The organism is Rhodobacteraceae bacterium LMO-JJ12, from assembly GCA_021555075.1.
GTDB lineage: Bacteria > Pseudomonadota > Alphaproteobacteria > Rhodobacterales > Rhodobacteraceae > JAKGBX01.
In genome coordinates this window covers 492,085-517,151 of the sequence record JAKGBX010000002.1, presented here as the reverse complement: position 1 = coordinate 517,151, position 25,067 = coordinate 492,085, and the positions used below count along the sequence as shown (strand labels likewise).

Here is a 25,067-nt window from a genome sequence, read left to right as displayed (position 1 = left end):
AATGAAGAAATTCCTCATGGCCGCGAGCGCCGGGATTCTGGGTGGCGTTATCGTCACGACCCAAGTGGCTGCTCCCCTGCTCGCCCAGGAATCGGCAAAGACAACGGATGTCTACCAACAGCTTGATCTGTTTGGTGACATTTTCGAACGAATCCGCTCGCAATATGTTGAGGAGGTGGACGAATCCGACCTGATCGAAGCTGCGATCAACGGCATGCTCACGTCACTGGATCCGCATTCATCCTATCTCTCACCGGACGATGCCGAAGACATGCGGGTGCAGACCCGCGGCGAATTCGGCGGGCTCGGCATCGAGGTCACGCAGGAAGAAGGCTTTGTCAAAGTCGTCTCGCCGATCGACGGCACTCCTGCCGATCAGGCCGGGGTCGAGGCCGGGGATTTCATCACCCATGTCGATGGCGAATCGGTCCTTGGCCTAACGCTCAACGAAGCGGTCGAATTGATGCGTGGCCAGGTCGGTTCCGAAATCGTGATCACCATCGCGCGCGAAGGCACCGACGAGCCGTTCGATATCTCGATTATCCGCGACACGATCAAGCTGACCGCCGTGCGCACCCGAACCGAAGGCAAATCGGTGGTTCTCAGGGTCACCACCTTCAACGATCAGACATACCCGAACCTTGCCGAAGGCCTTGCCAAACAGGTCGAGGAAGCGGGCGGCATCGACAATATCAACGGCTTCATTCTTGATCTGCGCAACAATCCCGGCGGGCTTCTGACCCAGGCAATCAAGGTCTCCGACGCATTCCTTGAATCCGGTGAGATCGTCTCGACAAGGGGGCGCAATCCGGTGGATGGTGATCGCTACAACGCCCAACCCGGTGATCTGGCACAGTCCAAACCTTTGGTGGTACTCATCAATGGCGGATCCGCCTCGGCGTCCGAGATTGTCGCGGGCGCGCTTCAGGATCATCGCCGCGCGATCGTCATCGGCACCCGTAGCTTCGGCAAAGGTTCGGTCCAGACGGTAATGCCGCTGCGGGGCGAAGGCGCAATGCGCCTGACCACCGCGCGCTATTACACGCCTTCAGGGCGCTCTATCCAGTCTCTGGGCATCTCGCCTGACATCATTGTAGCCCAGCCCCGCAAGGTCGACGCCGAACCCGAGGAGGAAGCCAAAAGTGCCATTCGCAGAAATCGCTCCGAAGCCGATCTGCGCGGCGCACTGTCCAATGACAGCCTGACCGAGGACGAAATCAAACAGATCGAAGCCGACCGCGCCAAAGCAGAAGCCTCTGCCAAGCTGCGTGAAGACGACTATCAGCTGGCCTACGCCATCGACATCCTCAAGGGACTTTCCGCGCTCGGGCCGCAAGACTGATCACGGGACTGGCACACGCATGACACCGACGGAAATCGCCCAACTACCTTATCGTCAGAATGTCGGCGTGATGCTGGCCAATCAGCGGGGCGAAGTCTTTGTCGGACAGCGCCTCGACAACGATCAGGCGGCTTGGCAAATGCCTCAGGGCGGAATCGACAAGGGTGAAACCCCGCGCGATGCCGCCCTGCGCGAGCTGTTTGAGGAAACCGGCGTCGCACCAAACCTGGTCACGATCGAGGCTGAAACCGAGGGCTGGCTACCTTATGACCTGCCCGTTGATCTTGTGCCAAAGATCTGGAAAGGCCGCTATCGCGGACAGGAACAGAAATGGTTTCTCATGCGATTTCATGGCGTTGACACTGACGTGAACATCGCGACAGAACACCCCGAATTCTCCAGTTGGCAATGGCTCGCGCCTGATGAACTGGTCGCTAACATCGTGCCTTTCAAGCGCAGTGTTTATGAGAAGGTGCTCGCGGAGTTTGGCAAGCGGCTGTAAGATTGTTCTTCGAACTGCTGATTTCGAGCAAGTAACCGGCCGACCTAGAAAACATGCGGGCCTCGCTGGATGTGCACCCAGGTTCGTGGCAGGCCATCAAGAGAAAACGCGCAAGGCCGCGCTCTGAACGCTCGCCCACCCGGCCCGGAGCGGCACTGTCGTACAGCGACAAACACCGGACAAGCGGCCCCGGCAAGGGCTTCGTGCCATTCTGGCATCCGCGCGGCTTCTGCGCAAATCCCCTTGCCGGGTCTTCCCATCTTTCGGGCATACGCCGGTCGCGGCCCCGCCGGTCAGCCTTTCGCTGATGCTTACGAGGGTCACGCACAACGCGTCTTTTCCATGGGCGGTTATCGGCTTTTCAGCCTGCTCCACACAAACAGCCTAGTGCGTTATCCTTAATGCGCGGTTAATTCGCAGATTTTTTGACACGACCTTTAGTGCCTAACGCGACAGTGTCCGCGCCACGGCATCTTGCCAACGCGCTTGACGCTTGGCGCGGGCATCCTCCTCCAGTCGGGGCATGAAACGCCGCTCCAGCGCCCAGCTATCGGCGAAGGCCGCGCGTTCGGGGTAGATCCCCGCCTTCATCCCCGCCAACCACGCCGCCCCCAGAGCCGTGGTTTCGGTGATCACCGGGCGATCCACCGGCGCCCCCAGGATGTCTGCCAGAAACTGCATGGTCCAGTCGCTGGACGCCATGCCACCATCAACTCGCAAAACCGTCCCGCTCCCCGCGCCGGGCCAGTCTTCCAGCATCGCACGATGCAGATCCGCGGTCTGAAACCCTACGCTTTCCAACGCCGCGCGCGCAATCTCGGCCGGCCCGGTGGCCCGGGTCAACCCGAACATCGCCCCGCGACACTCGGCATCCCAATAAGGCGCACCAAGCCCGGTAAACGCCGGCACCAATATCACGTCCTGCTGCGGATCCGCCGCCTCGGCCAACGTTTGCGTTTCAGTCGCAGCCGAAACAATCTTCAGCCCGTCGCGCAACCATTGCACAACCGCTCCGGCGATAAAGATCGACCCCTCCAGAGCATAAGTCACCTTGCCATCCAGTTGATAAGCAACAGTGCTCAACAATCGGTTTTGCGACATCACCAATTCGCCTCCGGTGTTGAGCAACGCAAAACACCCCGTCCCATAGGTCGACTTCATCATTCCTGACTGGAAACAGGCCTGTCCAATGGCTGCCGCCTGCTGATCCCCGGCCACCCCAAGAATAGGCAACGGCGTGCCCAGAACCTCTGTTGTTCCGAAGTCTCCGGCGCAATCGCGCACTTCTGGCAGCATCGCCATCGGCACATCCAATAGCGCGCAGAGTTCGCCGTCCCACGTCCCTTCAACAATATTGTAAAGCAACGTTCGCGATGCATTGGTCGCATCCGTGGCGTGCACCCGCCCTTCGGTCAGCCTCCAGATCAGCCAACTGTCAACCGTGCCAAACGCCAGATCACCCGCCTCGGCCCGGGCGCGCGCACCCTCTACATTGTCGAGAATCCACGCCAACTTGGTGCCCGAAAAATACGGATCGAGCAGCAGACCGGTGCGGGCGCGGATCATCTCTTCGTGCCCCGCCTCTCGCAACCGCCGACAATACTCGGCGGTGCGCCGATCCTGCCAGACGATCGCATTGTAAATCGGCGCCCCCGTTATCCTGTCCCAGACAATCGTGGTCTCCCGCTGATTGGTGATCCCGATGCCAGCGATTTCTCGCGCCTCTATCGCGGCCTGCGCCACAGCACTTTCTATGGATCGCAAAGTGGTTTGCCACAATTCCTCCGGGTCATGCTCTACCCAACCGGACTGCGGAAAATGCTGCTGAAATTCCTCCTGCCCCACCGACTTGATATGCATGTCCTCATCAAACAGGATGGCGCGGCTCGATGTGGTGCCTTGGTCGATGGCAAGGATATATCCCAAAACGGCTCTCCTGAATGGTTGTACAGCGTCGAGATCATCCGCGCATCACGCATTTGTTGCAAGACCGGATTGAAATAAATGCTGCGATTGCAAAGGGCAATACGTTAGCGTATGGTTGAGCGATGGAAAACACACGCCTTTCCCCAGAAAGCTGGATAGACGCCGGGATTCTCGCCCTCGAGAAGAATGGTCCATTGGCGCTCAAAGCCGAACCTCTGGCGCGGGAACTGGGGGCGACCAAGGGTTCATTCTATTGGCATTTCAAAGATTTGGGCGAATTTCATTCAGATCTCGCCCAGACATGGAAACGCCGCGCCGCCAGTACGCTCGTCGGTGTGCTGGAAAGCGATGCGCCTATTGCCGAGAGCTTGCAGGCGGTCGGAAGCCCGGCACAGGCAGAAGCCGCCATGCGGGCCTGGGCGCGTAGCAATCCCGCCGCCGCCGCCGAACTTTCCGAGATCGACAAGCTCAGACTCGCGGCCACAGCTGCGCTTTTGCAAGATGTCGGAATATCCAACCCCGAAATCCCCCGCGGACTCTATGCCTGTGCGGTCGGTCTCGCCACGCTGGCAGAGGATGACCCGACCAAGGATCACGCTGTGCTAAGCACTTTGATCGATCTCGTGTTGGCGCTGCGATGAAACGCGCTCTGTTCGCCGGCTTGCTTGCTGCATCCCCCTTGCACGCACATGACAACCACGCGCCGTTTGACGCTCCCGGCCATGTCTGGCAGCTCATCGAGATGAATAACACGCCTTTCACGGCGCGCGTCACGCTCACGTTCCCTGAACCTGGCAAGCTGGCCGGGGAAGCGCCCTGCAATCGCTATTTCGGTGCAATGTGGGGCGACTACCCGTGGTTCAAGGCCGGGCGCATCGCCGCCACCCGGCGCGCCTGCCCTGATCTTTCGCTCGAACACACCTATTTACAGTTGCTTGAGAGCATGACCCACGCCGAAGCCGGTTCCGACCATCTGATCCTGACGGATGGCTCTAATCAAAGCCTGGTGTTTCGCCTTATCCAAGCCCCCGATTGAACTGATCAACAAACCGCTGGCGTGCTTCCGGCAACGGCTTGTGCACCAATTCCTGTGCAAGTTTGTGACGAAGAAAGTATCCTGTTGTTTCAAACCCTTGTGCGATCTCACTGTCTGGCGCATCACCCTCGCCCAACATCACGGGCGGCAAGGGTAACAGCCGGTCGGCCCAATCTCCCGCACCTTTCGCCGACACCGCCCGCCCGGTCTTGGGCGAGACATAAAGCAGCCCCTCGCGCGCACCCGTCGCCGCACAGCGCGTAAGATCCAGCCCAAAGCCCATCTCATCCAATAGCGCCAATTCCCATCGCAGATACGCCAGCGGCCAGAGCGCATCCTCGCCCAACAGATCCATCAGCTGTTCAGTGCGCCGGTAAAGCCCGCCATGCCCTTCGCGTTCGGGCAGACAAAAACTCAGAACACCGCTCACCGCATTCAGCCCCGCCAGCGCCAGCCGCGATCCCATAGCCGCCGCCGCGCGCGATCGGATCGGCTCGACTTGATAGCTGCCAAGATGATCCTCCAACCGCGCCCGCCATACCACATCAAGCTGCGCACCTGGCTGCAGGATCGGCGCGATTTTCCGGCTGGTGCCGCCGCGCACTACACCTGCGTGGCGTCCGTGGTTTTCGGTAAACACGTCGATGATGGCGCTGGTTTCTCCATGCCGCGTCACCCCCAGAAGTATGCCCTGATCCCGCCATTCCATACGCTCAACCTAAAGCGTTTCGGGATAGATTTGAATCACGAGTTCATCCCGTCTTGCGCCGCGTTTCCACTTATTCCCGTCTCAGGGTCAAATGGTACCGCGCCGGGACTCTCCGCTTGCTGGCGAAACCACTCCGTCTTCGATCCAGCGGTCAAATACGGCCAGGGCCGCGGCACTGAACTCCGGGTCGTTGATATGACAATCCAACCGGCTCAGGGTCACATTCTCTGGACAGGCGCTTTGCATTTCTTCGCAAAACACCGCCAACGCATCCGCGTCATGCAGTTCACCACCCGCGCGGTCCCACTCGTTACAGCCCCGCGTCGGCAACAAGAACTCCACCGGCCCTTTGGCCCTGCCCAGCTTGTCACAGATCGCCTGCGCGACTTCGCGCCGCTCATCCGCATCCAGCATAGCCGAGGTCAAAAGCCGGTTATGTGCGTGGATCGGCCTGTCTTTCAGGCGCTCGGGCGGTGCTTGCCAGCCTACAAAATCTACTAGATCGTAACACCCAGGTGCCACCAGTTGCGGAATCGCCAGCGCCCCGGCATTGGTCATCCGATCCGGCCCCGCCGTAATTCCCGAGCCGAAGAGATGGTTGGAAACCTCCTGCGGCGCAAAATCCATCACCGCCGCAAATGCCCCTTCTGCCGCCAACCCCTCAAAGGCACGTCCACCCATCCCCGTGGCATGAAACACCGCCACCTCGAAACCGCGCTCTTCCAGCGCCGGTTTCAGCGTCACCATATAGCGCAGCACCGTCTTGCCGAACGAAGTCATCCCGATCAACGGGCGATCCCGCGTCGGTTTCTCCACCGCCCGCGCCGCGCCCAGAACCGCTCCCGCCGCCTGGCTGAGTGACGCCTTGCAGACCGAATTCAGCCCAAAAAGCCCGCCGGCCCAGAGAATCATCTGAATATCCGGCGCCATCCGCTCGGGTGGCAACATCGCGGAAAACGACACAGTTGAGACGACGTATTTTGGCACCCCCAACGGCAGCGCCGCACAAACATCCAGCGCCAAATCAGTGCCCATCGACCCGCCAAGAACGATCACCCCGTCAATCTCGCCCGCCCGATAGAGCCGCAAAGCCAATCCCGAAGCCCCGGCCGCCATGATCTGCATCGCGTGGTTTTCATCGCCGGTCTCGATGGCGGCGGTGATACTTGATCCCCCCTCTCGCGCCACTTCATGCTTGGAATAATCCGTCGGTCTCGATGGATCGCCCAGCACACTCACATCCATCGACAAAACCTTGCCGCCCTGCCCTCGAATACGCTCGGCCAGATAGCCCAACTCATCATCCTTGGTGTCATACGTCCCCACCACAAGGATCGTCTTGTCATCCGCCATCGTCATCCTCCCGTACCCTCCAGCCACCGGCGCGCCTCTCTAAGTGCCGTGGCAATCGCCCGTTTCGAGCGTTCCTCGCTCCCCGGCTCCCCCAGCCGCTCCATAATCCATCCCGGATACGTCAGCGCGCGCAGCAATATGAACAGATCCAACTGCTCCGGCCTGACCCTGCGCCGCTCACGATAGCCTTCGCAGAGTGCCGCACGCAGTTCCGGGTAATCCTCGGCCTCGCTAAAGCGCAGCAAAAACGTCGCCATCTCGAAATCGCGAAACCCAAAACCACCGTCATCAAAGTCGATCAGCGCCACCCGATCTTCCGGGTGTGTTTCGTCGTAAAGGATGTTCTCGCTTATCAAATCCGCATGGATCAGCCCGAAATCCGCACTTGCCTCGATCTCGGCCAGCGCTCTATCTGCCCGCTTACGCACCAGAAGCAACAGCGCACGTTCCTCAGCCGTCAGCCCCGGATGCTCCCAGAACCGCCCCCAGAGCGGCTTCTCACCCACAAGCCCCGCCCGGTCCCAGGCAGGGCGCGCAAACCCCATCGGTCGCGGCCATTCATCCGAAATCCCGTGCAGCTTTGCCATCACACCGCCCAAGCCCCGGCAAAACTCCGCCCTGTCGGCAATCCCCTGCATCTCTCCGGCCTTGCCCAATGGCCGCCCCGGCAACCACTCCAGCATATCAACCATGTAATCGCCCTGCCGCTGGATCAGCGCACCCGAACTGGCTGCGACAGGCGCCGGCACCCGCAATCCGCCATTGGCCAGCGCCGCCATCCATTGCAATTCCGAAGTCAGCTGGAATTCGTCACGATATCCCAGCCGGTGAAACCTCAGCGCCAGATCGCCTCGCGGCGCCGCGACCCGAAACACCACATTTTCGCGCCGCGCCGCCAATTCTATCGGCGCGTCCCCCAGCCCCCAAAACCTGGCAGCTTCTCTTGCCGCCTCAAGCAAGCCGCACCTCGCCCAGCGCCTCATCGACAGCACTTAGCATCCGGTCGGCATCACCGCGCGAAAACACCATCGGCGGGCGTATTTTCAACACGTTGTAATGCACCCCAAGAAAATTCATCAAGACTCCCTTGTCGCGCAGCGCATTGGCAACCTGCTTGGTATAGTCAGTCGCCGGTGTCTTGCTCTCCCGGTCCAACACCAACTCGGCCCCGAAAAACAGCCCCGACCCGCGCACATCGCCGATCACCTCATGCCGCCCCGCCAATTCACGCAGCCCCTCGCGGGCATAGTCCCCGACCTCGCGTGCATTCTCCTGCAAGCCTTCCTCGCGGATCACCTCCAGAACGGCTTGCGCCGCCGCCATGCTCACCGGATTGCCTCCAAAGGTGTTGAAATAGCGAAACGTCTCGCGAAACGCCGCCATCGTGGCGCGGCTCGTCACCACCCCCGCCACAGGATGCCCGTTGCCCATCGGCTTGCCCAGACTCACAATGTCGGGCAGAAATCCGGCTTTCTCATGCCCCCAAAAATGCGTGCCCAACCGGCCAAATCCCGGCTGGACTTCATCGGCGATGATCACACCTCCCGCGCGGCGCACCGCCTCGATCGCAGGCCGCACCCAACCCTTGGCCAAATCGGGAAACCCCTCATTGGCAAAAAACGGGTCAAGGACCAGCGCCGAAAGGCCATACCCCTTTGCCTTCAACCGCTCAATCGCCGCCTCAACCTCCTGCGCCCATTCCTCTCCCGAAATCGGGCGATAGCTGTCCGGCGCCGGCACAAACTCCACGCTATCCCACCGATCCGGCGGCGGGTTGGTGCAACTCAGCTGCGCCACTGCCATCGTGTTGCCATGATAAGTGTGATCAGTCGCAATCACCCCGCGTTTACCCGTCACCGCCCGCGCCATGCGCAGCGCAATGTCATTGGCTTCCGAGCCGGTACAGGTAAACATCATCGCATTCAGCGGATCAGCAAATGTGGCGGTCAACGCCTCGGCATAATTCACGATTCCCTCATGCAGATACCGCGTATGCGTGTTCAGCGTTCCAGCTTGGCGACAGATCGCCTCCACCACCTTCGGATGGCAATGCCCCACATGCGGCACGTTATTATAGCAATCGAGGTATTCGCGCCCGTCCACGTCCCAGAGTTTTGTGCCCAACCCCCGCACCAGATGCACAGGCTCGTCATAAAACGTCGTCAATCGCGGCCCAAGTAGACGCTCGCGGCGCTCAAGGAGTGTCTCGCTCATATCTGTCTCCGCTCACTGTGAAAAGGGCAGCGCCCGAACCGGGGTGGGCGAGAAGCGCCCGCCCATGGGGCGGGTCGGACGCTGCCCGGCGGTGCCGCCGGGCAGAAGATGTGATTGTCTCGCTCACAACTGTATCCAAGCCGTTTTCAAATCCATGTATTTCTCCATCGCATGAAGCGACTTGTCATGGCCATTCCCCGATTGCTTCACGCCGCCCAAAGGCACCGTATTATCGGCCCCGCCATAGGTGTTCACATGCACCACCCCGGCGCGTATGCCCGCAACCATCTTGTGCGCCCTGCTCAAATTCCCGGTCCACACGCCCGCCGCCAACCCGAAATCAGTCGCATTGGCAAGGCTCAGCGCCTCCTCCTCACTGTCAAACGCCGTCACTGCCAGAACTGGCCCGAACACCTCCTGCTGAAACACTCGGTCTTCTCGCTTCACCCCGGTCAATACGGTCGGCTCCATATAATACCCGCCCGTGCTCTCCAGAATACGGCTACCGCCCAGCGCAATCTCGGCCCCCTCAGCCGTCGCGCCCTCAACAAACCCAAGGTTGCCTTCCAACTGCACCAGAGAATTCACCGCCCCCACCTGATTGCTCAGATCCAGCGGATTACCCACTTTCAACGCCTTTGCATGACGCGCCACAGCCTCAACAAACTCATCATGCACCGACCGCTCCACCAATAACCGCGACCCGGCCACACAAACCTGCCCCGAATTGCGGAAAATTCCATGCGCCGACACCTTCGCCGCATGTTCCAGATCGGGCGCATCGGCAAACACGATGTTGGGCGACTTTCCCCCAAGCTCCAGATAGGTCCGCTTCAAATTCGAGCGCGCCGAATATTCCAGCAACCGCCGCCCAACACCGCCCGACCCGGTGAAAACCAACACACCCACATCCATCGACAAAGCCAACGCCTCACCCGTGACCGAGCCTTGCCCCGTCACCACGTTCAAAACCCCATCAGGCAACCCGGCCTCGGCGCAATACTCCGCCAGCTTCAACAGCGAGAGCGATGCCGTCTCTGCCGGTTTCAACACCACCGAATTGCCCGCCGCCAGAGCCGGGGCTAGCTTCCATGACCCGATCATCAAAGGGAAGTTCCACGGCACAATCGCCCCGACCACCCCAACAGGCCCCCGATGTACAAGCCCCAAAACATCCGATGCCGTCGGCGCCACTTCGCCATAGATCTTGTCTAGCGCCTCGGCGTAATAGCGAAACGTCCCCGCCGCCGATCCCGCCTCGGCCTTCAGTGCCATGTTGAACTCGGTGCCATTGTCGCGCACCCCGAGCACCGTCAACTCAAGCGCACGTTCCTCGATGATATCGGCAATCTTGTGCATCACCTTCTTGCGCTGAGCCGGGGCCATCCGCGACCAACGCCCATCATCAAACGCCCGACGCGCCGCACCCGTGGCACGCGCCACATCTTCCGGCGTTGCCCGCTCGATCGTCGTCAGGCGTCCCCCGTCAATCGGCGAACGAATTTCGAGCGACTCTCCCGACCCCGCCTGCCACTCTCCGTCGATCAATAATCTTTGAGCCGGAACATCTCTATTTCGCAGCGTGTCAATGCTCACTTGATTTGTCATTTGGTCTCCTTGCGTTTGCGCCGCTCCCCCAGCACAAAGCGGATGTGCAGGGCCAAAACGCCAATAATCATCAAGAACAGGATCATCGCCACCGGGCGATCAATGAAATCAAACGGTGTCTTCACCCGTGCCATACCTGCGCGAAGTTTCACCTCCATGATTCCGCCCAGAACCATGCCCAGCACAATCGGCACCGCAGGCAGATCAAGCCGCTTGAGCACAAAGCCAAACACCCCGAAACAGGCGGCAATCAGGCAATCAGTAAACGAGTTGCGCAAGCTATAGACGCCAACAAAACTCAGCGTCAAAATACACACCCCCAAGAACCGATTGGGTATTTTCACCACCTTGATCAACTGCCCCGAAGCAAACAGCAAAAACACCAGAACCAGCAGGTTAAGCATCAATAGCGCCAGATAGAGCGCCACGACAAACGGCATATCATTCTGGAAAAGCTGCGGCCCAGGCACCACGTTATGCACGTAAAACACGCTTAGCATCATCGCCGTCAGCGCCTCGCCCGGAATGCCCAACGCCAGCAACGGAACCATCGCAGCCGCCGGCACCGCGTTATTCGATGTCTCCGCCGCGATCAGCCCCTCGGGCGATCCATGGCCGAATTCCTCGGGCTTTTTCGACGTACGCTGCGCATAGGTATAGCTCAGAAATTGCGCCGTAAACTCGCCCACGCCGGGGATCATCCCCATCAGTACCCCAAACGAGGCCGAAACGGCTGCCACCCTCGGGTGGCGGCTAAGCTCCTTCATGCCCTGAAACAACCCACCCTTCAGCTTGGCCAGGCGAACCTTCTCATCCTCGCCCTGAAGTAGGAAAATTGCCTGCGAAATCGCAAACAACCCCAAAACCACCACGATCAGATCCACACCACTGCTCAGCCAGCTTTGATCAAAAGTGTAGCGTTTGGAATATTTCACCGGCTCCAACCCAATCGTGTTCAGGAATATCCCGAAACACGCCAATGCAGCCGCAATCAAAGCCTGCCCGCGATGTGCAATCACTACCATGATCAACCCCAGCAGAGCCGCCAGGAAAATCTCCCGGCTGCCAAACATCGGCGCTATCTTGGCCAGAACCGGCGCCAGCAGGATCAGACAGACGACCGAAAAGACGCCGCCAAAGAACGACGCGGAATAGGCCAGCGAAAGCGCGCGTCGCGCCTCGCCCTTCTGGGTCAACGGGTATCCGTCATAAGTGGTCAGCGCATTCACCGCCGTGCCCGGCGTGTTGATCAAGATCGCCGGAATCGCTCCGCCATACATCGAGCTGCCATAGATTCCCAATAGCACGGTCAGCCCGACAATCGGGTCCATGCTAAAAGTCGCAGGCAACAGAATGGCGATGGCCACAGCCGGACCAACCCCGGGAATCGCCCCGATCAGAACACCCCCGAGCGACCCCACCAGAAGCGCCAGAATCACATCCCAGCGCGCCAGAATGTCGAGGGCTGAAAAGAATAGCTCCATACCCGCCTCAGAAATTCATGATAAAGAAAGAACGCAACGCGCCCGGCAAATATTCATAAAATGCGCCGCCGGGAATTTTCACCTGCAAGAACATCTTGAACAACACCACGACCGCCACGGCAAAGCCCACCGAGATCACCATCATCTTGCGCTCGCGATACCCCACCCGCCACGTCATGAGCAGAACAAACACCACAGTTGTCGGCAGATATCCGACAATCGGCACCACCATGACATAGACAAGAAACCACAAGACCCATTCGATGGCGAAGAACCAGATTTTCCACTCCACGAAATCGGTCAGAACCAGCCACTTGCGCGGCAAGCGCCACAGATGCAACGCCGAAAACAGCAGCATCCCGCCCACCGCCACAGCCGGCCAAAATCTCGGTTGGGCGAATAGCTTGGTGCGTTTGATCCATTTGGTCTCTTCACCCAACTGGCTCAACAGGAAAAGCGACGCCGCAAGGAATACCAGCGCAAACAAAAGCTGCCCCCGGATCGGCCTTCTGAACTTGCGTTCGTCTTCACTACTCATCTGTGAACGGCTCCTGAAGGGACCAGACGCAAAGAGACCGGGCAGGTCTCCTGCCCGGCCCCGATGTTGCGTCGATTATTCAAGCAAGCTTGTGATACGCGCAACCGTCTCGATATCCCTGGCGATCCGCGCAACGCTATCCTGCGCGTTCATCCAATAGACCTGCGCGCCGGTTTCCTTGGCAAACGCCTGCGCGCGCTCGCTCATCATGGTTTTCTCGGCCACAGCGATGATCTTGTCGCGTGCGTCCTGCGGCGTATCCTTGGTCACAAACAGACCATTCCACAGCGAGATATCCAAAGTGGGATCAACCTCGCCTGCCGTGGGCGCATCCGGCACCAGCGGAATGCGCTCATCCGTGATCGCCACCAGCACTTTCACCTGATCGAGACAAGGCAGGATCAGTTGCAGCGTGGTGTTGATCACATCCGCATCCCCACTGGCCAGCGTATTGCAATCCAGCGCATCAAACGCCGCGTCGCTGCCCCATTCAAAACCCATGTTCACAGCCATCGCCTTGGTCACCTGCGTCGGGTTCAGCGGGTCGCCGAAATGGCCCAGCGCCACATCGTTTTCCTTGGCATAAGCCGCCAGCTCTTCCATGTTGGAATAGGGCGCATCGCCCGACGTGGCGATCACGAACGGGTAGGTCAGAAAGATACCAAGTGGTTCAAATTTCTCTGGCGTCAACTCGTCAATCCCGATCTGATGCCCGACAACCGGCACGTCAACCACGAACGACCCGATCGTGTAACCATCTGCTGGCGCAGTCGCGACATCAATCGCCCCAGGGAACGGCCCACCGCCGCCGCCCGGCTTGTTCACCACAGCCGCCGGCACACCATATTCCTTCTGGAAATCATCGGCGATCATCCGGGTCAGCACATCTTCCAGATCACCCGGCGGGAACGGCACGATAAAATTCACTGGCTTCTCCGGGTAATCGGCCAGCGCCGCCCCCCCCATTGCCACCATCGAAAGGGTCAGTGCCCCGCCCAGAAGCTTTTTCATTGTCATGTCGTTCTCCCTGACTACGGCCTTTCGTGGCCGGTTCATTATTCAAACCATCGGTTCTAAAACAGATTGACAGAGCGGCTCCGAGTCTGTCAAGAATTTTAGTAAGTGAAGTTACATTGCCGCAGCACGCGGTTACGCCCGATATTGTGAAAGGCCCTGCCATCCCCATGGGAACCGTATCCAAAGCTTTGTCATTGCTTGATTTTTTCAATCGCTCCCGCAGCACCATCGGGCTAAGCGAGATGGCGCGCCTGTCGGGGTTGAACAAGGCCACGGTGCATCGCCACCTCAGCGAACTACAGAGCCAGGGATTCGTCGAACAGACCGATACAGCGCGCGAATATCGTCTCGGCCCTGCTTTCCTGCGCCTCGCCGCCCTGCGCGAAGCAGCCGTTCCGCTGCGCGATCTGGCGCAACAGGTACTCTGCGATCTTTCCGCTGCCACCCATGAAACTGCCCATTTCTCGCTGCTGCAAAACGGCCAACTGACAACCACCGCCTATTCCTACTCGCCCCATCACGGCACCCGTGTCACCATGGAAGACGCCGAAGTTCTCGTGTTGCACGCCACAAGTTCCGGTCTCGCCGTCCTGGCCTATTCTTCGCCCGATTTCGTCGATGCAGCACTTTCTGCGCCGCTGGAAAAACGCACCCTCCATACCGTCACCGACACCGACAAGCTACGCGCCAGCCTCACCCCGATCCGCAATAGCGGCATGGCCCAAAGCATCGGCGGCTTCGAGGATGATGTGCATTCCCATGGCATGCCGGTTTTCGACGCCGCCGCTCAGGTCATCGGCGCCATCGCCGTCGCCGCGCCCACCGCCCGCATGACACCCGGCCACAAGGCGTTGATTCAGCGTGAATTACGCCATCATGCCCTGCGCCTCACCCGCCTTCTGGGCGGCTTTCCCCCATCGGATTTCCCACGCGAGGCCGCGACATGAGCATCCAATCACCATCCCGCGCTCTGATCCTCGATTTCGGTGGCGTGATCAGCCGTACGCTGTTTGAAACCCATGATCTCACCGAACGCGCCCTCGGCCTGCCCATCGGTTCGCTCGATTGGCATGGTCCGTTCGACCCCGAAAACGACACGCTCTGGCAGCGGATGCAAGCCGACCAGATATCAGAGCGCGCCTACTGGCTTGAACGCACCCGCGAGGTCGGAGCGCTCTTGGGCCAGCACTGGAGCGAGATGAGCCAGTTCGTGCGCGCCGCCCGTGGTGCCGACCCCGACGCCGTGATCCGCCCTGAATTTCGCGAAACCATTGCCACCTGCCAAGACCACGGCATCCGTCTCGCCATCCTCTCGAACGAACTAGATCTCTTCTATGGCGCCGATTTTCGCGAAAAACTGCCGTTCCTCGCCGATTTTGAAGTGATCGTCGATGCCACCCACACCGGCATCCTCAAACCCGATCCGCGCGCCTATTCCGACACGCTCGACCAACTCGGCCTGCCCGCAGAGGCCTGCGTCTTTGTCGACGATCAACTCCGCAACATCGCCGGTGCCAAGGCCATTGGCCTGCCCTGCGTTCACTTCAACGTGGCCCATCCGGGCGACAGCTATGCCCAGGCTCTGCGCCAGCTTGGCATCAACTAATTCCAAGGAGAACTCACATGAAAGACGGTAATTTCCTCAAAGAAAAGAACGCGCGCTCCTTCTGGCATCCTATGGCGCACCCGGCCGACAGCCTTGCCAACCCGCCCACCATTGTGACCGGCGCTGAGGGCGTGAAAATCACCGATGTCGATGGCCATACGGTTGTCGATGGCGTCGGCGGTCTCTGGAACGTCAATCTCGGCTTTTCGTGCCAGCCCATCAAAGACGCAATTTCCGCCCAGCTCGACCAACTGCCCTATTATTCGACCTTCCGGGGCACCACCAATGATTGCGTCATCGAACTCGCCGAAGAACTGCGCAGCTTCTTCGCTCCCGACGGTCTCACGCGTGCATTCTTCACCTCCGGTGGTTCGGACAGTATCGAGACCGCGCTGCGCCTTGCGCGCCAATACCATAAACTACGTGGCGAGGCGGCGCGCACCAAATTCCTGTCGCTCAAGAAGGGCTATCACGGCACCCATTTCGGCGGTGCCTCAATCAACGGCAACGCCAACTTCCGCACCGCTTACGAGCCACTTCTACCCGGATGTCACCATATCCCCGCGCCCTATACATATCGCAACCCGTTTAATGAGACCGACCCGGAAAAGCTGGCCCAACTCTGCCTCGCCGCCCTCGAAGACGAGATCGCCTTCCAAAGCGCAGACACCATCGCGGCCTTCATCATGGAGCCGATCCTCGGCGCGGGCGGCGTTATTCCGCCGCACGCTTCTTTCATGCCCGGCGTGCGCGAAATCTGTTCGCGCCACGGCATCCTTCTGATCGCTGACGAGGTAATCACCGCCTTTGGCCGCACCGGGTCGTGGACCGGCTCACGCCATTGGGGTGTGCAGCCCGACATGATGTGCACCGCCAAAGCCATCACCAACGGCTATTTCCCCTTCGGCGCCGTGATGTTCGCCGATAAAGTGGTCGAGGTGTTCGAAAAAGATGAAACCGGTAAGGCTTCCATCGGCCACGGCTACACCTATTCCGGCCATCCGGTCGGAGCCGCGGCGGCGCTGGCCTGTCTGGGGGAAACCATCCGCCTCGATGTTCCCAAAAATGCCGCAGCGCGCGGCGCAGAACTCTACGAAGGCATGCTCGCTCTGCAATCGAAATACGATCTGATTGGCGACGTGCGTGGCGGCCACGGGTTGATGTGCGCGATGGAACTGGTTTCCGACCGCGCCACCAAAACCGCCATCGACAAGAAAACCATCAATCAGGTGCAGGAAGAATGCTACCGTTCCGGCGCCATGGTTCGCGTTTCCGGCCCCAACATCATCCTGTCACCGCCGTTGGTGCTGACCTCCGCAGATGTGCAAACAATTCTTTCGGCGCTCAACGCCGGATTTGCCTCGGTCGATGGCTAGAGTTTCCACACCAATGTAAAATAAATGACAAAACGCTCCAATGGAGCGTTTTGTACTTGAACAAATTCAGCCAGATTCAGAGTTTCGTCAACAATTCCGCCGTCGGCCAAGCATCCACTGGCAACCCCAGCTTCTGCTGCACATCGCGCACCGCCGCCCTTGTCCCTGCGCCCAAAATCCCGTCGATCTTGCCCACGTCATAGCCGCGTTGCGCCAGCTTTTGCTGCAACTGTTTCATCTCCGCTCCGGACAGCCCCGCATCCGGCTTTCCCGCGTCAAACACTGGCGCGCCTTCAAGCCGATTGGCGAAATATGCGGCGGTCAAGACATAGGTGAAACTCTGATTCCACTCAAAATAGACCCGGAAATTCGGATAGGCGATAAAGGCCGGCCCCTTGCGCCCCTGCGGCAGGATAATCGACGCTGACAAATCCCCTACCAGCGTGCCATGGCGCGGCGTTACGCCCAACGCGGCCCATTGCGACGCCGCCATTTGCGTCTCCAGCCCGGTTTTCGACCAATCGAGGCTCTCAGGCACAGACACTTCCTGCAACCATGGCTCACCCGCGCGCCAGCCAAGTGATTGCAACATCTTGCCGCCCGACATCAACGCATCAGGCACCGAAGTCTTCAGCCGCACATGCCCATCGCCATCGCCATCGACCCCGTTTTCAAGAATGTCGCGCGGCAACATCTGAACCATGCCGATTTCTCCGGCCCAGGCCCCGGTCGTCCCCGAAGGCGAAAAATCGCCCTTCTCGAACAACTCAATCGCCGCGAATATCTGCGGGCGAAACAACTCTGGTCGGCGACAGTCATGCGCCAACGTAACCAGCGCATCGCGGGTATTAAAATCGCCCTGATACCCGCCGTAATCCGTTTCAAACGCCCAAAACGCCAGCAAGACGCCCCGCGACACGCCATATCGCGTCTCGATTTCATCAAAAACGCTATCGTATTTCTGCGCCATTGAGCGGCCCTTGTTGAACCGCCCCGTGCTGATCAACCGTCGGGCAAAATCGGCAAATGCCATTTGAAAAACGCCCTGCGCCCGGTCCGCTTTCAACACCTTGCCGTCCTGTCTCACACCGGCAAAGAATGCTTCCACTTTATCCGCCGCATGACCCTTTGCCACCGCCTCGCGCTTCAACCCGTCAACAAACATCGCAAAGCTGCCACCGCATTGCGCCTGCCCCATCCCTGCGCTTAAAATCAGCGCTGCCAGAAAACCAAAAATCCGCATCAATCACCTTCTCGTTCAAAAACTTTGAGAATTATTTAACAGCATCCCGCCCGCGCGCCAGTCAGAAAACCCATACCACAAGCGCACAGGCCACAAGTACCGCCCAGCCGCGCCAGAGTACGCCGCAAGCTGCCTCGATCTCCCTCGATCCCACCGCACGCAATCCGCCGTGGTTCACCCATGCAAACGCCTGCATCTCACCCTCGTAAGAGCGCGGCCCCGAGAGCGCCACACCAAGCCCCCGCGCCATCGCCGCCTCGGGCCATCCCGCGTTGGGCGAGCGGTGCAGGCTTGCATCTTCCACAATCTCGCGCCACGCCCGCCATTGCCCTGTAACGCCCGCAAAAATCAACGCACTCAACCGCGCTGGTATCAGATTCAGCAAATCATCCAACCGCGCCGCCGCCCAACCGAATTCTTCATGTCGTTCAGTGCGATAGCCGATCATGCTGTCGGCCGTATTCGTGATCTTGTAGACCAACAGCCCCGGCAAACCGCCAACCAGAAACCAAAACACCGGCGCCGCCACACCATCGCTGAAATTCTCCGCCGCGCTCTCGATTGCAGCGCGCGCCGCCGCCGCCTCATCCATCGCTTTGACATCGCGCCCGACGATCCGCGCCACCGCGCGCCGCCCCTCAGGCAGCGACATTCGCAGCCCCGCAGCCACCGCGCGCACATGCTCGACCAGAGATTTCTGCGCCAAGAGTACGGCCACCGCCAGCGCTTCGATCAACCACCCAAAGGCCTCTAGAATACTGCCCAAAGCCGCGGCAAGACCCACCAGCGCAACCATCACCAACACGCCTTTCATGCGCCGTGATTCACCGTTATTGAACCGCGCATCACACGCCCCAACGGCGCGCCCCATCAACACCGCCGGATGCGGCACCCGGCTCCAGATCGCACGCGGTTCACCAAAAACCGCGTCAAGGAACATGCCCAAAAGCAAGCTCACAACGCCGCCTCCAACCTTGCCCAGCCGCGCGCTGGCGGCAATCCCAACCGCACCCAGCTTGTCGAATACGGAAACACCCGGCTCCAGATATGCGCCTCGGCCAGACGCGCCTGAAACCCCTGCGCATCCCCCACGTCATAGAGCCGAAACAGGTTGGTTCCCCCAACCAAACGACCATGGGCCAACATTAGCCGATCCAAACGCGCCGCATCTTTTGCCAACCGTGCCCGCGTCGTCTCGGCCCACGTCACATCCCCCAGCGCCCGCGCCCCGATTTCCAGCGCAGGGCCAGACACGGCCCAAGGCCCAAGACGCGCGCGCAAAGCGGCGATATCGCGTGGCGCTCCAATCGCAAAGCCAAGGCGAAGCCCCGCCAGCCCCCAGAACTTGCCGAAACTTTTCAGAATGACAGCACCCGCGCCCGCCGTCCCGACCAAGGACCGCTCCGGCGCCACATCGGCAAAACTCTCGTCGACCACCATAAATGGCGCGCTCAGATCCGCCGCCCCATACCATCGTCCATCGGGATTGTTGGGGTGCACGATCACCTTCGCTTCACCGCCCGCTCCAATCTCCCAGCCGCCCGCGCGAAACGCGGCTTCGTGTTCGTTATAGGTCGGCCCGGCGATTTCGACCCGCCCCGCCGGTCGCAGCCCTGGCAGCGCTGCGATGATCGCGCTTGCCCCCTGCGCAGCCACGATCTCAACCTCTTGCGGCACCTTCCAGAAAACCCGCGCCGCCGCAATCAGCCGCTCCATCGCTTCATGATCGGGCAGCGCGGTCCATGCTGCATCGGAAATCTCGCCCACCGGATAGGCTTCCGGGTTTATCCCCGTCGACAGGTCGATCCACTCCGCGCGCGTCCCGCCCCAGCGTGCAACCGCCGCATCGATCCCGCCGCCATGGTCGCGTCGACCGGTCATGTCAGTTTCGGCCATCCTGCGCCCCCTGCAATGCACATTACGCCAGCGTGGCGGCCCGGCTCACCAAGTTTGCGATACGAGCCAATTCTGTTAACATCATCACTTGTCGTCGTTTGTCGAATCCCGACACTCGGGGCGTAGGGAATTCAAACTCCGGCATCAATCCAAAAAGCCGGATATTCGGAAAGACCCGTCAAGGAGCAGGTGCAGCAATGAAAGCTCTGATCGTTGAAAGCTCGCACGAACTGGGAACACTTTGGAAGCAACATCTCGAGCGCCAGGGAATCGCGACCAGCCATGCACTGGGTCAGGAAGACGCCGTAGCATTCCTTCAAACTGAGCAATACGCGATTCTTGTGATCGACCTGGTGCTCGATGAAGGCAGCCCGCTGGCTATCGCCGATCTCGCCCACTACCGACAACCCGATGCCAAGGTCATCTTCGTCACCAACACCAACTTCTTCTCGGATGGCTCAATTTTTCGCCACAGCGCCAACGCCTGCGCCTTCATGCAGACAGACACCCCACCCGATGATCTCGTGGCAATGGTTCAGCATTACGGGGCCACGCCACGCACCGATCGCTTCTAGAGATTGATCTCGCCACGCCCATGCGGCGCCTCAAAATCCAGATCCGGCCCGATTGGCACAATCCGGTGCGGATTGATGGTATCGTGGCTATAATGATAGTGCCGCGTGATGTGATCCATCCGCACGGTCGCCGCCACACCCGGCACCTGATAAAGCGCGCGGGTATAATCCCACAAATGCGGATAATCCGTTATCCGGCGGCGGTTACATTTGAAATGCCCGTGATAAACCGCATCAAACCGCACCAGCGTGGTAAACAGCCGCCAATCCACCTCGGTAAGCAAATCGCCCATCACGAACTGCCCCTTGCCTAGCCGCGCCTCAAGCCAATCAAGCGTGTCAAACAACGGCCCGACCGCCGCGTCATAAGCGCTCTGCGTTGTGGCAAACCCGCACTTATAGACCCCGTTGTTCAACGTGTCATAAATCCGCCTGTTCACAGGCTCGATCGCCCCACGCAGCACCTGAGGCCAGAAATCCAGGTAATTCTCAGTGATCGAGTTAAAAGCAGAATTGAACATCCGAATAATTTCCGAACTTTCATTCGACACAATCGTCTCTTGCGTCTTGTCCCAAAGGATCGGCACCGTCACCCGCCCTGAAACCTTCGGATCGGCCCTCAGGTAGATGTCACGCGCAAATGGCAAACCATAAAGCGTATCTCCGGTCGCCCCCGGAAAATCGCTCGAAAAGCTCCAACCGTCTTGCAACATGTCAGGATGCACAACTGAAACACCAATATGATCCTCCAGCCCCTTGAGTGCGCGAAAAATCAACGTGCGATGCGCCCACGGGCAGGCGTAGGAGACATAAAGATGATAGCGCCCGCTCTCGGCCTCAAAACCGTCCTCGCCGGTCGGCCCCGGCGCACCATTGGGCGTGATCCAATTGCGAAACTCCGCGACCGAGCGTTTGAATGCGCCACCGCTCTTGGCGGTATCATACCACTCGTCTGTCCAATCACCATTCACCAGCTGACCCATGGTCTGTCTCCCGACTTTGCCCCACCTACCTAAGGCACTAAGGCGACGCCCCCAAGCCCCGGCAGGCGCGCAAACCCTGCGCATTTGCGCACACCAAAGGCGATTCTCTGCTCCCCACAGGCGTGGCCCGGCATCATCCAGCATCAGCGACAACATCTAGGGCTGGCCGAGACAAACACTACAAACCCTAGAAACCCGGACCTGTCATGAAAGCTTTACTTGATCGTTAACCTTTTCCGGGCAAACTTATTCACAAGTTACCGGGGGAACAAACCAATGACCGATTTTCTCACCAAGGAATTGCGCGAAGGCCTCGCACAGGCCCGCAAATTGGCGGCGAAAAAGAAAGCCCGCCTCAAGGTCCATGTCGGCGAGGCCGCCTATCCGGTGCTGCGGGTATGGGACAACGGCTTTGCGCTGGATGCCGAAGATGCGCCACATATGCGCGGCCTGGTCGATCTTTACGAAGGCTCACGCCACGCCGCCCAATGCCTCGTCATCGCGTCCGAGGAAGACGCAGGCGAGATGCGCTATGAATATAAGCGCAGCACTCTGGCACATGAAACCGCACCGCTCGATTTCGCCCGCGAAGACAACGCACCGGTCGCCCTGATCTCGCACCAGCAATAACCGTCACGCCTTCTGTCGCAAGTTCGCGCAAAACACCGCGATCTTGCGACCAAATTCGCCCACCCTACTGCAAATCGGCAAACGCATCACGCAGTCGGCTGATGGCTTCTTCCACCACGCTGCGCGGTGTCGCCAGATTAAACCTCAAACAACTCTCTCCGCCCGCGCCAAACGTCGGCCCGTAATTCACCGCAATACGCGCATCTTTTTCGACCCGGCGAGTATACTCCTCCATCGTCATCCCGGTGCCTGAAAAATCCACCCAAGCCAAATAGGTCGCTTCCAGCGGCATTGCGCTAAGCCCCGGTATCTCATTGATCGCAGCTTCAAAAAGCTTCCGGTTGCCATCAATATACTCAACCAGAGCATCCACCCATTCCGCCCCCTCGGGCGAATAGGCCGCCTCGGCCATGTGAATCCCGAAGGAATTCGGCGAAATTCCCAACGCCATCATCCGCGCGCCAAATTGCGCCCGCAGCTTAGGGTCGGAAATGATCACATTGCCAACATGCCCGCCAGCGATGTTAAAGGTCTTGGTGGTGGCGCTCATTATCACCAACCGATCCTCGATGCCGTCAATCAACGCCATTGGAATATGGCGCTGCCCCGGCATAACCAGATCATGGTGAATCTCATCCGACACCAAAATCAGATCATGACGCCGGGCAAATTCCGCCACCTGCTCCAACTCGTCACGGCTCCAGACCCGCCCGCCCGGATTATGCGGACTACACAAGACCACCATTTTTTCGCTGCCATCAAGGATCGCGTCATAAGCGTCGAAATCCATCTCATAGCGCCCATCCCGCAAGGCCAGCGGACATTCAACCACCCGCCGCCCATTGGCTTTGATCACCTTGGCAAAGGCATGATAAACGGGCGTGAAAAGCACAACACCATCGCCCGGATCGGTCCAGGTATCGACACACATCGCCGTACCATTGACCAACCCATGCGTGGTGAAAATCCAATCATCCTCAATGTCCCAACCATGGCGCGCCTTCATCCACCAACCGATCGCGGCCCGATACCCGGAATCGTCACCGTAATAGCCATAAACCCCATGCTTCAGAACATCCTCAAGTGCGCTTTGAACACATTGTGGCGGGCGAAAATCCATATCCGCCACCCACATGGCAATCCCATCTTTGGCTGGCACGCCATAGAGCGCCTCCATCATGTCCCATTTCGCGGAATGAGTACCGTGGCGGTCGATGATCTCATCGAAATTCATATGCGCTCTCCTTGGCTGATCGCGCCAGAAGCTAAAGCGTTTCGAGATAAACTTCTATCACGAGTTTGTCTCGAAACGCCCACACCATTGCTCTGTTGCGCGGCGTTCCCACCTAATCCTGTCTCAGGTTCAGGTAGAAACGCTTTAGCGATTTGCGCGGCGCGTGCAACCCCATGTCACAATGCCAATTCTTCGGTCCCTATCTCGCGCCCAATTCGCACCGCCATGTTGCGCAACGCCATCACTTCCCCTAAATCAGCCCCATGAAACGAAACATCATCATCCACCCCGATCCACGCCTGAAAAAGCTCTGCGCGCCGGTGCCCGACTTGTCGGACGATCTGCGCGCGCTGGCCGACGACATGCTGGAAACGATGTATGACGCCCCCGGCATCGGCCTCGCCGCGCCCCAGGTGGGCGTGCTGCAACGGTTGATCGTGCTCGATTGCGTCAAGGCCGAAGGCGAGGCACCCCGCCCGCTGATCATGTTCAACCCCGAAATTACGGCCAGTTCGGACACCCTCAGCACATATGAGGAAGGCTGCCTCTCGATCCCCGAACAATACGGCGACGTGACCCGCCCCGCCGAGGTCTCGGTCAAATGGATCGACCGCGACGGTAACGAACAATCCGAGGACTTCGCCGACCTCTGGGCCACCTGTGTGCAGCACGAGATTGACCACCTCAACGGCAAACTCTTCATTGATTACCTCTCCGGCATCAAGCGTCAGATGATCACCCGCAGGATGGTCAAGCTAAAGCGCGAAAAGCTGCGGGCCTGACGGGGTCACGCGATGACACCCCCCACCCTCCTGCCAATCCTCCTCTGGCCCGATCCACGCCTGTCACAAACCTGCGAACATGTCGGCCACGCCGATATGCGCCCGCTGATCGCCGATATGTTCGCCACGATGTATGCCGCCAATGGCCGTGGTCTCGCCGCACCTCAGGTCGGCGTGATGAAGCGGCTCTTTGTGATGGATGTCACCTGGAAAGAAGGCGAAAAATCCCCCTTGGTGATGATTGATCCGGTCGTGATGGCCCGTGAACGCGTGCCGGTGATGATGGACGAAATGTGCCTCTCCATCCCCGATGTCATCGTGCCGGTCGAGCGCCACAAGGCGGTGACAATGCAATGGACAGATGAGACCGGCGATATCCACATGGGTGACTTTGACGGTGCCGAAGCCCGCGTGATCCAGCACGAATTCGATCATTTGAACGGACAGGTTCATTTTGACCGGATCAGCGCCGATCTGCGCGCCGAACTCGAACAACCCTACCTAAAGGCATCCGCATGACCGCGAGAACCTGTCTGCCCTGGCCCGACAAACGCTTGCGCACCCCCGCCACCCCGGTTGAGACGATCATCGATGATATCCGCGCCATCTGGCAGGATATGATCGACACGATGGAGGCCATGCCCGGCGTCGGCCTCGCCGCACCGCAAATCGGCGTGATGCTGCGCCTCGCCGTGGTTGATGCCTCTGAAGAGCGCGGCCAGACCATTCGCATGGCCAACCCCGAAATCATCGACGCCTCCGGCATCTTTCGCGAACATGAAGAAGCCAGCCCCAACCTCCCCGGCGTCTCGGCCCGCCTCAGACGCCCGCGCGGCGTCACCGTCCGCTTTCTCAACGAAGAGGGCGAGATCAAACAGCGTGAACTCGTCGGCCTCTGGGCCACCTCGGTGCAGCACCAGATCGACCATCTCAATGGCAAGATGTATTTCGACCGCCTCACGAAACTGAAACGCGACATGCTGCTCAAACGCGCCCGCAAAGCAACATGACCC

General features: G+C 59.5%; 26 protein-coding genes. 12 read left to right on the top strand and 14 right to left on the bottom strand.

Going from position 1 to position 25,067, the window contains the following annotated elements:
• Nucleotide 1: 1 nt before the first annotated feature.
• Entirely contained in the window at nucleotides 2-1,342 is a 1,341-nt protein-coding gene (locus tag LZG00_14515; GenBank protein MCF3595206.1) for a S41 family peptidase, read from the top strand.
• A gap of 19 nt (nucleotides 1,343-1,361) precedes the next feature.
• On the top strand, nucleotides 1,362-1,844 hold the full coding sequence (locus tag LZG00_14510) for an RNA pyrophosphohydrolase (protein ID MCF3595205.1): 483 nt from the start codon (nucleotides 1,362-1,364) through the stop codon (nucleotides 1,842-1,844).
• Between the two features lie 444 nt (nucleotides 1,845-2,288).
• Here LZG00_14510 and glpK read toward each other — a convergent pair whose 3' ends face one another.
• Nucleotides 2,289-3,770, bottom strand: a complete 1,482-nt coding sequence (gene glpK, locus LZG00_14505) for a glycerol kinase GlpK (GenBank protein ID MCF3595204.1) — start codon at nucleotides 3,768-3,770, stop codon at nucleotides 2,289-2,291.
• Between the two features lie 122 nt (nucleotides 3,771-3,892).
• Here glpK and LZG00_14500 point away from each other — a divergent pair, with 122 nt between their 5' ends.
• Nucleotides 3,893-4,411, top strand: a complete 519-nt coding sequence (locus LZG00_14500; GenBank protein ID MCF3595203.1) for a TetR/AcrR family transcriptional regulator — start codon at nucleotides 3,893-3,895, stop codon at nucleotides 4,409-4,411.
• A complete protein-coding gene (locus tag LZG00_14495; GenBank protein MCF3595202.1) occupies nucleotides 4,408-4,806 on the top strand; it encodes an META domain-containing protein in 399 nt (132 codons plus the stop codon). The genes LZG00_14500 and LZG00_14495 overlap by 4 nt, the downstream gene beginning before the upstream one ends.
• Here LZG00_14495 and recO read toward each other — a convergent pair.
• From recO to LZG00_14455, 8 genes are all read right to left on the bottom strand, one after another.
• Nucleotides 4,787-5,515, bottom strand: coding sequence for a DNA repair protein RecO (gene recO / locus LZG00_14490; GenBank protein MCF3595201.1), 729 nt, complete (start codon nucleotides 5,513-5,515; stop codon nucleotides 4,787-4,789). The two genes, LZG00_14495 and recO, sit on opposite strands and share 20 nt — an antisense overlap.
• An 87-nt stretch (nucleotides 5,516-5,602) precedes the next feature.
• On the bottom strand, nucleotides 5,603-6,868 hold the full coding sequence (locus LZG00_14485; protein MCF3595200.1) for a Tm-1-like ATP-binding domain-containing protein: 1,266 nt from the start codon (nucleotides 6,866-6,868) through the stop codon (nucleotides 5,603-5,605).
• Between the two features lie 2 nt (nucleotides 6,869-6,870).
• Entirely contained in the window at nucleotides 6,871-7,851 is a 981-nt protein-coding gene (locus LZG00_14480; GenBank protein MCF3595199.1) for a phosphotransferase, read from the bottom strand.
• Nucleotides 7,820-9,082, bottom strand: coding sequence for an aminotransferase class III-fold pyridoxal phosphate-dependent enzyme (locus LZG00_14475; protein MCF3595198.1), 1,263 nt, complete (start codon nucleotides 9,080-9,082; stop codon nucleotides 7,820-7,822). The genes LZG00_14480 and LZG00_14475 overlap by 32 nt, the downstream gene beginning before the upstream one ends.
• Nucleotides 9,083-9,205: 123 nt before the next feature.
• Nucleotides 9,206-10,690, bottom strand: coding sequence for an aldehyde dehydrogenase (locus LZG00_14470; GenBank protein MCF3595197.1), 1,485 nt, complete (start codon nucleotides 10,688-10,690; stop codon nucleotides 9,206-9,208).
• Nucleotides 10,687-12,174, bottom strand: coding sequence for a tripartite tricarboxylate transporter permease (locus LZG00_14465; protein ID MCF3595196.1), 1,488 nt, complete (start codon nucleotides 12,172-12,174; stop codon nucleotides 10,687-10,689). The genes LZG00_14470 and LZG00_14465 overlap by 4 nt, the downstream gene beginning before the upstream one ends.
• 7 nt (nucleotides 12,175-12,181) lie before the next feature.
• Nucleotides 12,182-12,712, bottom strand: a complete 531-nt coding sequence (locus tag LZG00_14460; GenBank protein MCF3595195.1) for a tripartite tricarboxylate transporter TctB family protein — start codon at nucleotides 12,710-12,712, stop codon at nucleotides 12,182-12,184.
• A gap of 75 nt (nucleotides 12,713-12,787) precedes the next feature.
• Nucleotides 12,788-13,729, bottom strand: a complete 942-nt coding sequence (locus LZG00_14455; GenBank protein MCF3595194.1) for a tripartite tricarboxylate transporter substrate binding protein — start codon at nucleotides 13,727-13,729, stop codon at nucleotides 12,788-12,790.
• A 167-nt stretch (nucleotides 13,730-13,896) separates the two neighbouring features.
• Here LZG00_14455 and LZG00_14450 point away from each other — a divergent pair, with 167 nt between their 5' ends.
• Genes LZG00_14450 through LZG00_14440 form a run of 3 tightly spaced genes read left to right on the top strand, consistent with a single transcriptional unit; the run spans nucleotide 13,897 to nucleotide 16,711 of the window.
• The gene (locus LZG00_14450; GenBank protein ID MCF3595193.1) at nucleotides 13,897-14,676 is read left to right on the top strand and encodes an IclR family transcriptional regulator; all 780 of its coding nucleotides are present in this window, start codon (nucleotides 13,897-13,899) and stop codon (nucleotides 14,674-14,676) included.
• On the top strand, nucleotides 14,673-15,335 hold the full coding sequence (locus LZG00_14445; GenBank protein MCF3595192.1) for an HAD-IA family hydrolase: 663 nt from the start codon (nucleotides 14,673-14,675) through the stop codon (nucleotides 15,333-15,335). The genes LZG00_14450 and LZG00_14445 overlap by 4 nt, the downstream gene beginning before the upstream one ends.
• A gap of 17 nt (nucleotides 15,336-15,352) precedes the next feature.
• Nucleotides 15,353-16,711 (top strand): aspartate aminotransferase family protein, encoded by a 1,359-nt coding sequence (locus tag LZG00_14440; GenBank protein MCF3595191.1) that lies wholly within the window; start codon nucleotides 15,353-15,355, stop codon nucleotides 16,709-16,711.
• Between the two features lie 76 nt (nucleotides 16,712-16,787).
• Here LZG00_14440 and LZG00_14435 read toward each other — a convergent pair whose 3' ends face one another.
• The 3 genes from LZG00_14435 to LZG00_14425 all read right to left on the bottom strand — a co-directional run bounded on the left by LZG00_14435 (nucleotide 16,788) and on the right by LZG00_14425 (nucleotide 19,850).
• On the bottom strand, nucleotides 16,788-17,954 hold the full coding sequence (locus LZG00_14435; protein ID MCF3595190.1) for a lytic murein transglycosylase: 1,167 nt from the start codon (nucleotides 17,952-17,954) through the stop codon (nucleotides 16,788-16,790).
• Between the two features lie 61 nt (nucleotides 17,955-18,015).
• A complete protein-coding gene (gene cbiB / locus LZG00_14430; GenBank protein ID MCF3595189.1) occupies nucleotides 18,016-18,912 on the bottom strand; it encodes an adenosylcobinamide-phosphate synthase CbiB in 897 nt (298 codons plus the stop codon).
• The gene (locus LZG00_14425) at nucleotides 18,909-19,850 is read right to left on the bottom strand and encodes a pyridoxal phosphate-dependent class II aminotransferase (GenBank protein ID MCF3595188.1); all 942 of its coding nucleotides are present in this window, start codon (nucleotides 19,848-19,850) and stop codon (nucleotides 18,909-18,911) included. The genes cbiB and LZG00_14425 overlap by 4 nt, the downstream gene beginning before the upstream one ends.
• Nucleotides 19,851-20,047: 197 nt before the next feature.
• Here LZG00_14425 and LZG00_14420 point away from each other — a divergent pair, with 197 nt between their 5' ends.
• Nucleotides 20,048-20,425: a response regulator gene (locus tag LZG00_14420; protein ID MCF3595187.1), complete on the top strand. Its 378-nt coding sequence runs from the start codon at nucleotides 20,048-20,050 to the stop codon at nucleotides 20,423-20,425.
• On the opposite strand, the gene LZG00_14415 is transcribed toward LZG00_14420, so the two are convergent.
• Entirely contained in the window at nucleotides 20,422-21,408 is a 987-nt protein-coding gene (locus LZG00_14415) for a glutathione S-transferase family protein (protein ID MCF3595186.1), read from the bottom strand. The genes LZG00_14420 and LZG00_14415 overlap by 4 nt on opposite strands.
• 276 nt (nucleotides 21,409-21,684) lie before the next feature.
• Between LZG00_14415 and LZG00_14410 the strand changes: the two genes are divergently transcribed.
• Nucleotides 21,685-22,038 (top strand): hypothetical protein, encoded by a 354-nt coding sequence (locus LZG00_14410; GenBank protein MCF3595185.1) that lies wholly within the window; start codon nucleotides 21,685-21,687, stop codon nucleotides 22,036-22,038.
• Between the two features lie 64 nt (nucleotides 22,039-22,102).
• On the opposite strand, the gene LZG00_14405 is transcribed toward LZG00_14410, so the two are convergent.
• Nucleotides 22,103-23,272 (bottom strand): pyridoxal phosphate-dependent aminotransferase, encoded by a 1,170-nt coding sequence (locus LZG00_14405; GenBank protein ID MCF3595184.1) that lies wholly within the window; start codon nucleotides 23,270-23,272, stop codon nucleotides 22,103-22,105.
• A gap of 263 nt (nucleotides 23,273-23,535) precedes the next feature.
• On the opposite strand from LZG00_14405, the gene def (LZG00_14400) reads away from it, so the two are divergent.
• The 3 genes from def (LZG00_14400) to def (LZG00_14390) are packed head-to-tail and all read left to right on the top strand — an operon-like array spanning nucleotide 23,536 to nucleotide 25,064.
• Nucleotides 23,536-24,054: a peptide deformylase gene (def, locus tag LZG00_14400; GenBank protein MCF3595183.1), complete on the top strand. Its 519-nt coding sequence runs from the start codon at nucleotides 23,536-23,538 to the stop codon at nucleotides 24,052-24,054.
• Between the two features lie 12 nt (nucleotides 24,055-24,066).
• On the top strand, nucleotides 24,067-24,573 hold the full coding sequence (gene def, locus LZG00_14395; GenBank protein ID MCF3595182.1) for a peptide deformylase: 507 nt from the start codon (nucleotides 24,067-24,069) through the stop codon (nucleotides 24,571-24,573).
• Nucleotides 24,570-25,064, top strand: a complete 495-nt coding sequence (gene def, locus LZG00_14390) for a peptide deformylase (GenBank protein MCF3595181.1) — start codon at nucleotides 24,570-24,572, stop codon at nucleotides 25,062-25,064. The genes def (LZG00_14395) and def (LZG00_14390) overlap by 4 nt, the downstream gene beginning before the upstream one ends.
• Nucleotides 25,065-25,067: the final 3 nt, after the last annotated feature.

What these genes read in the sequence shown, in the direction of transcription:
- LZG00_14415 (MCF3595186.1), bottom strand. Translation starts at nt 21,408, where the DNA reads ATGGGTCAGCTGGTGAATGGTGATTGGACAGACGAGTGGTATGATACC.
- LZG00_14405 (MCF3595184.1), bottom strand. Translation starts at nt 23,272, where the DNA reads ATGAATTTCGATGAGATCATCGACCGCCACGGTACTCATTCCGCGAAA.
- def (MCF3595182.1), top strand. Translation starts at nt 24,067, where the DNA reads ATGACACCCCCCACCCTCCTGCCAATCCTCCTCTGGCCCGATCCACGC.
- LZG00_14420 (MCF3595187.1), top strand. Translation starts at nt 20,048, where the DNA reads ATGAAAGCTCTGATCGTTGAAAGCTCGCACGAACTGGGAACACTTTGG.
- LZG00_14475 (MCF3595198.1), bottom strand. Translation starts at nt 9,082, where the DNA reads ATGAGCGAGACACTCCTTGAGCGCCGCGAGCGTCTACTTGGGCCGCGA.
- LZG00_14515 (MCF3595206.1), top strand. Translation starts at nt 2, where the DNA reads ATGAAGAAATTCCTCATGGCCGCGAGCGCCGGGATTCTGGGTGGCGTT.
- LZG00_14435 (MCF3595190.1), bottom strand. Translation starts at nt 17,954, where the DNA reads ATGCGGATTTTTGGTTTTCTGGCAGCGCTGATTTTAAGCGCAGGGATG.
- LZG00_14425 (MCF3595188.1), bottom strand. Translation starts at nt 19,850, where the DNA reads ATGGCCGAAACTGACATGACCGGTCGACGCGACCATGGCGGCGGGATC.
- def (MCF3595183.1), top strand. Translation starts at nt 23,536, where the DNA reads ATGAAACGAAACATCATCATCCACCCCGATCCACGCCTGAAAAAGCTC.
- LZG00_14440 (MCF3595191.1), top strand. Translation starts at nt 15,353, where the DNA reads ATGAAAGACGGTAATTTCCTCAAAGAAAAGAACGCGCGCTCCTTCTGG.
- LZG00_14500 (MCF3595203.1), top strand. Translation starts at nt 3,893, where the DNA reads ATGGAAAACACACGCCTTTCCCCAGAAAGCTGGATAGACGCCGGGATT.
- LZG00_14460 (MCF3595195.1), bottom strand. Translation starts at nt 12,712, where the DNA reads ATGAGTAGTGAAGACGAACGCAAGTTCAGAAGGCCGATCCGGGGGCAG.
- LZG00_14465 (MCF3595196.1), bottom strand. Translation starts at nt 12,174, where the DNA reads ATGGAGCTATTCTTTTCAGCCCTCGACATTCTGGCGCGCTGGGATGTG.
- LZG00_14410 (MCF3595185.1), top strand. Translation starts at nt 21,685, where the DNA reads ATGACCGATTTTCTCACCAAGGAATTGCGCGAAGGCCTCGCACAGGCC.
- LZG00_14445 (MCF3595192.1), top strand. Translation starts at nt 14,673, where the DNA reads ATGAGCATCCAATCACCATCCCGCGCTCTGATCCTCGATTTCGGTGGC.
- LZG00_14480 (MCF3595199.1), bottom strand. Translation starts at nt 7,851, where the DNA reads ATGAGGCGCTGGGCGAGGTGCGGCTTGCTTGAGGCGGCAAGAGAAGCT.
- LZG00_14510 (MCF3595205.1), top strand. Translation starts at nt 1,362, where the DNA reads ATGACACCGACGGAAATCGCCCAACTACCTTATCGTCAGAATGTCGGC.
- LZG00_14450 (MCF3595193.1), top strand. Translation starts at nt 13,897, where the DNA reads ATGGGAACCGTATCCAAAGCTTTGTCATTGCTTGATTTTTTCAATCGC.
- recO (MCF3595201.1), bottom strand. Translation starts at nt 5,515, where the DNA reads ATGGAATGGCGGGATCAGGGCATACTTCTGGGGGTGACGCGGCATGGA.
- LZG00_14495 (MCF3595202.1), top strand. Translation starts at nt 4,408, where the DNA reads ATGAAACGCGCTCTGTTCGCCGGCTTGCTTGCTGCATCCCCCTTGCAC.
- LZG00_14470 (MCF3595197.1), bottom strand. Translation starts at nt 10,690, where the DNA reads ATGACAAATCAAGTGAGCATTGACACGCTGCGAAATAGAGATGTTCCG.
- LZG00_14485 (MCF3595200.1), bottom strand. Translation starts at nt 6,868, where the DNA reads ATGGCGGATGACAAGACGATCCTTGTGGTGGGGACGTATGACACCAAG.
- def (MCF3595181.1), top strand. Translation starts at nt 24,570, where the DNA reads ATGACCGCGAGAACCTGTCTGCCCTGGCCCGACAAACGCTTGCGCACC.
- LZG00_14455 (MCF3595194.1), bottom strand. Translation starts at nt 13,729, where the DNA reads ATGACAATGAAAAAGCTTCTGGGCGGGGCACTGACCCTTTCGATGGTG.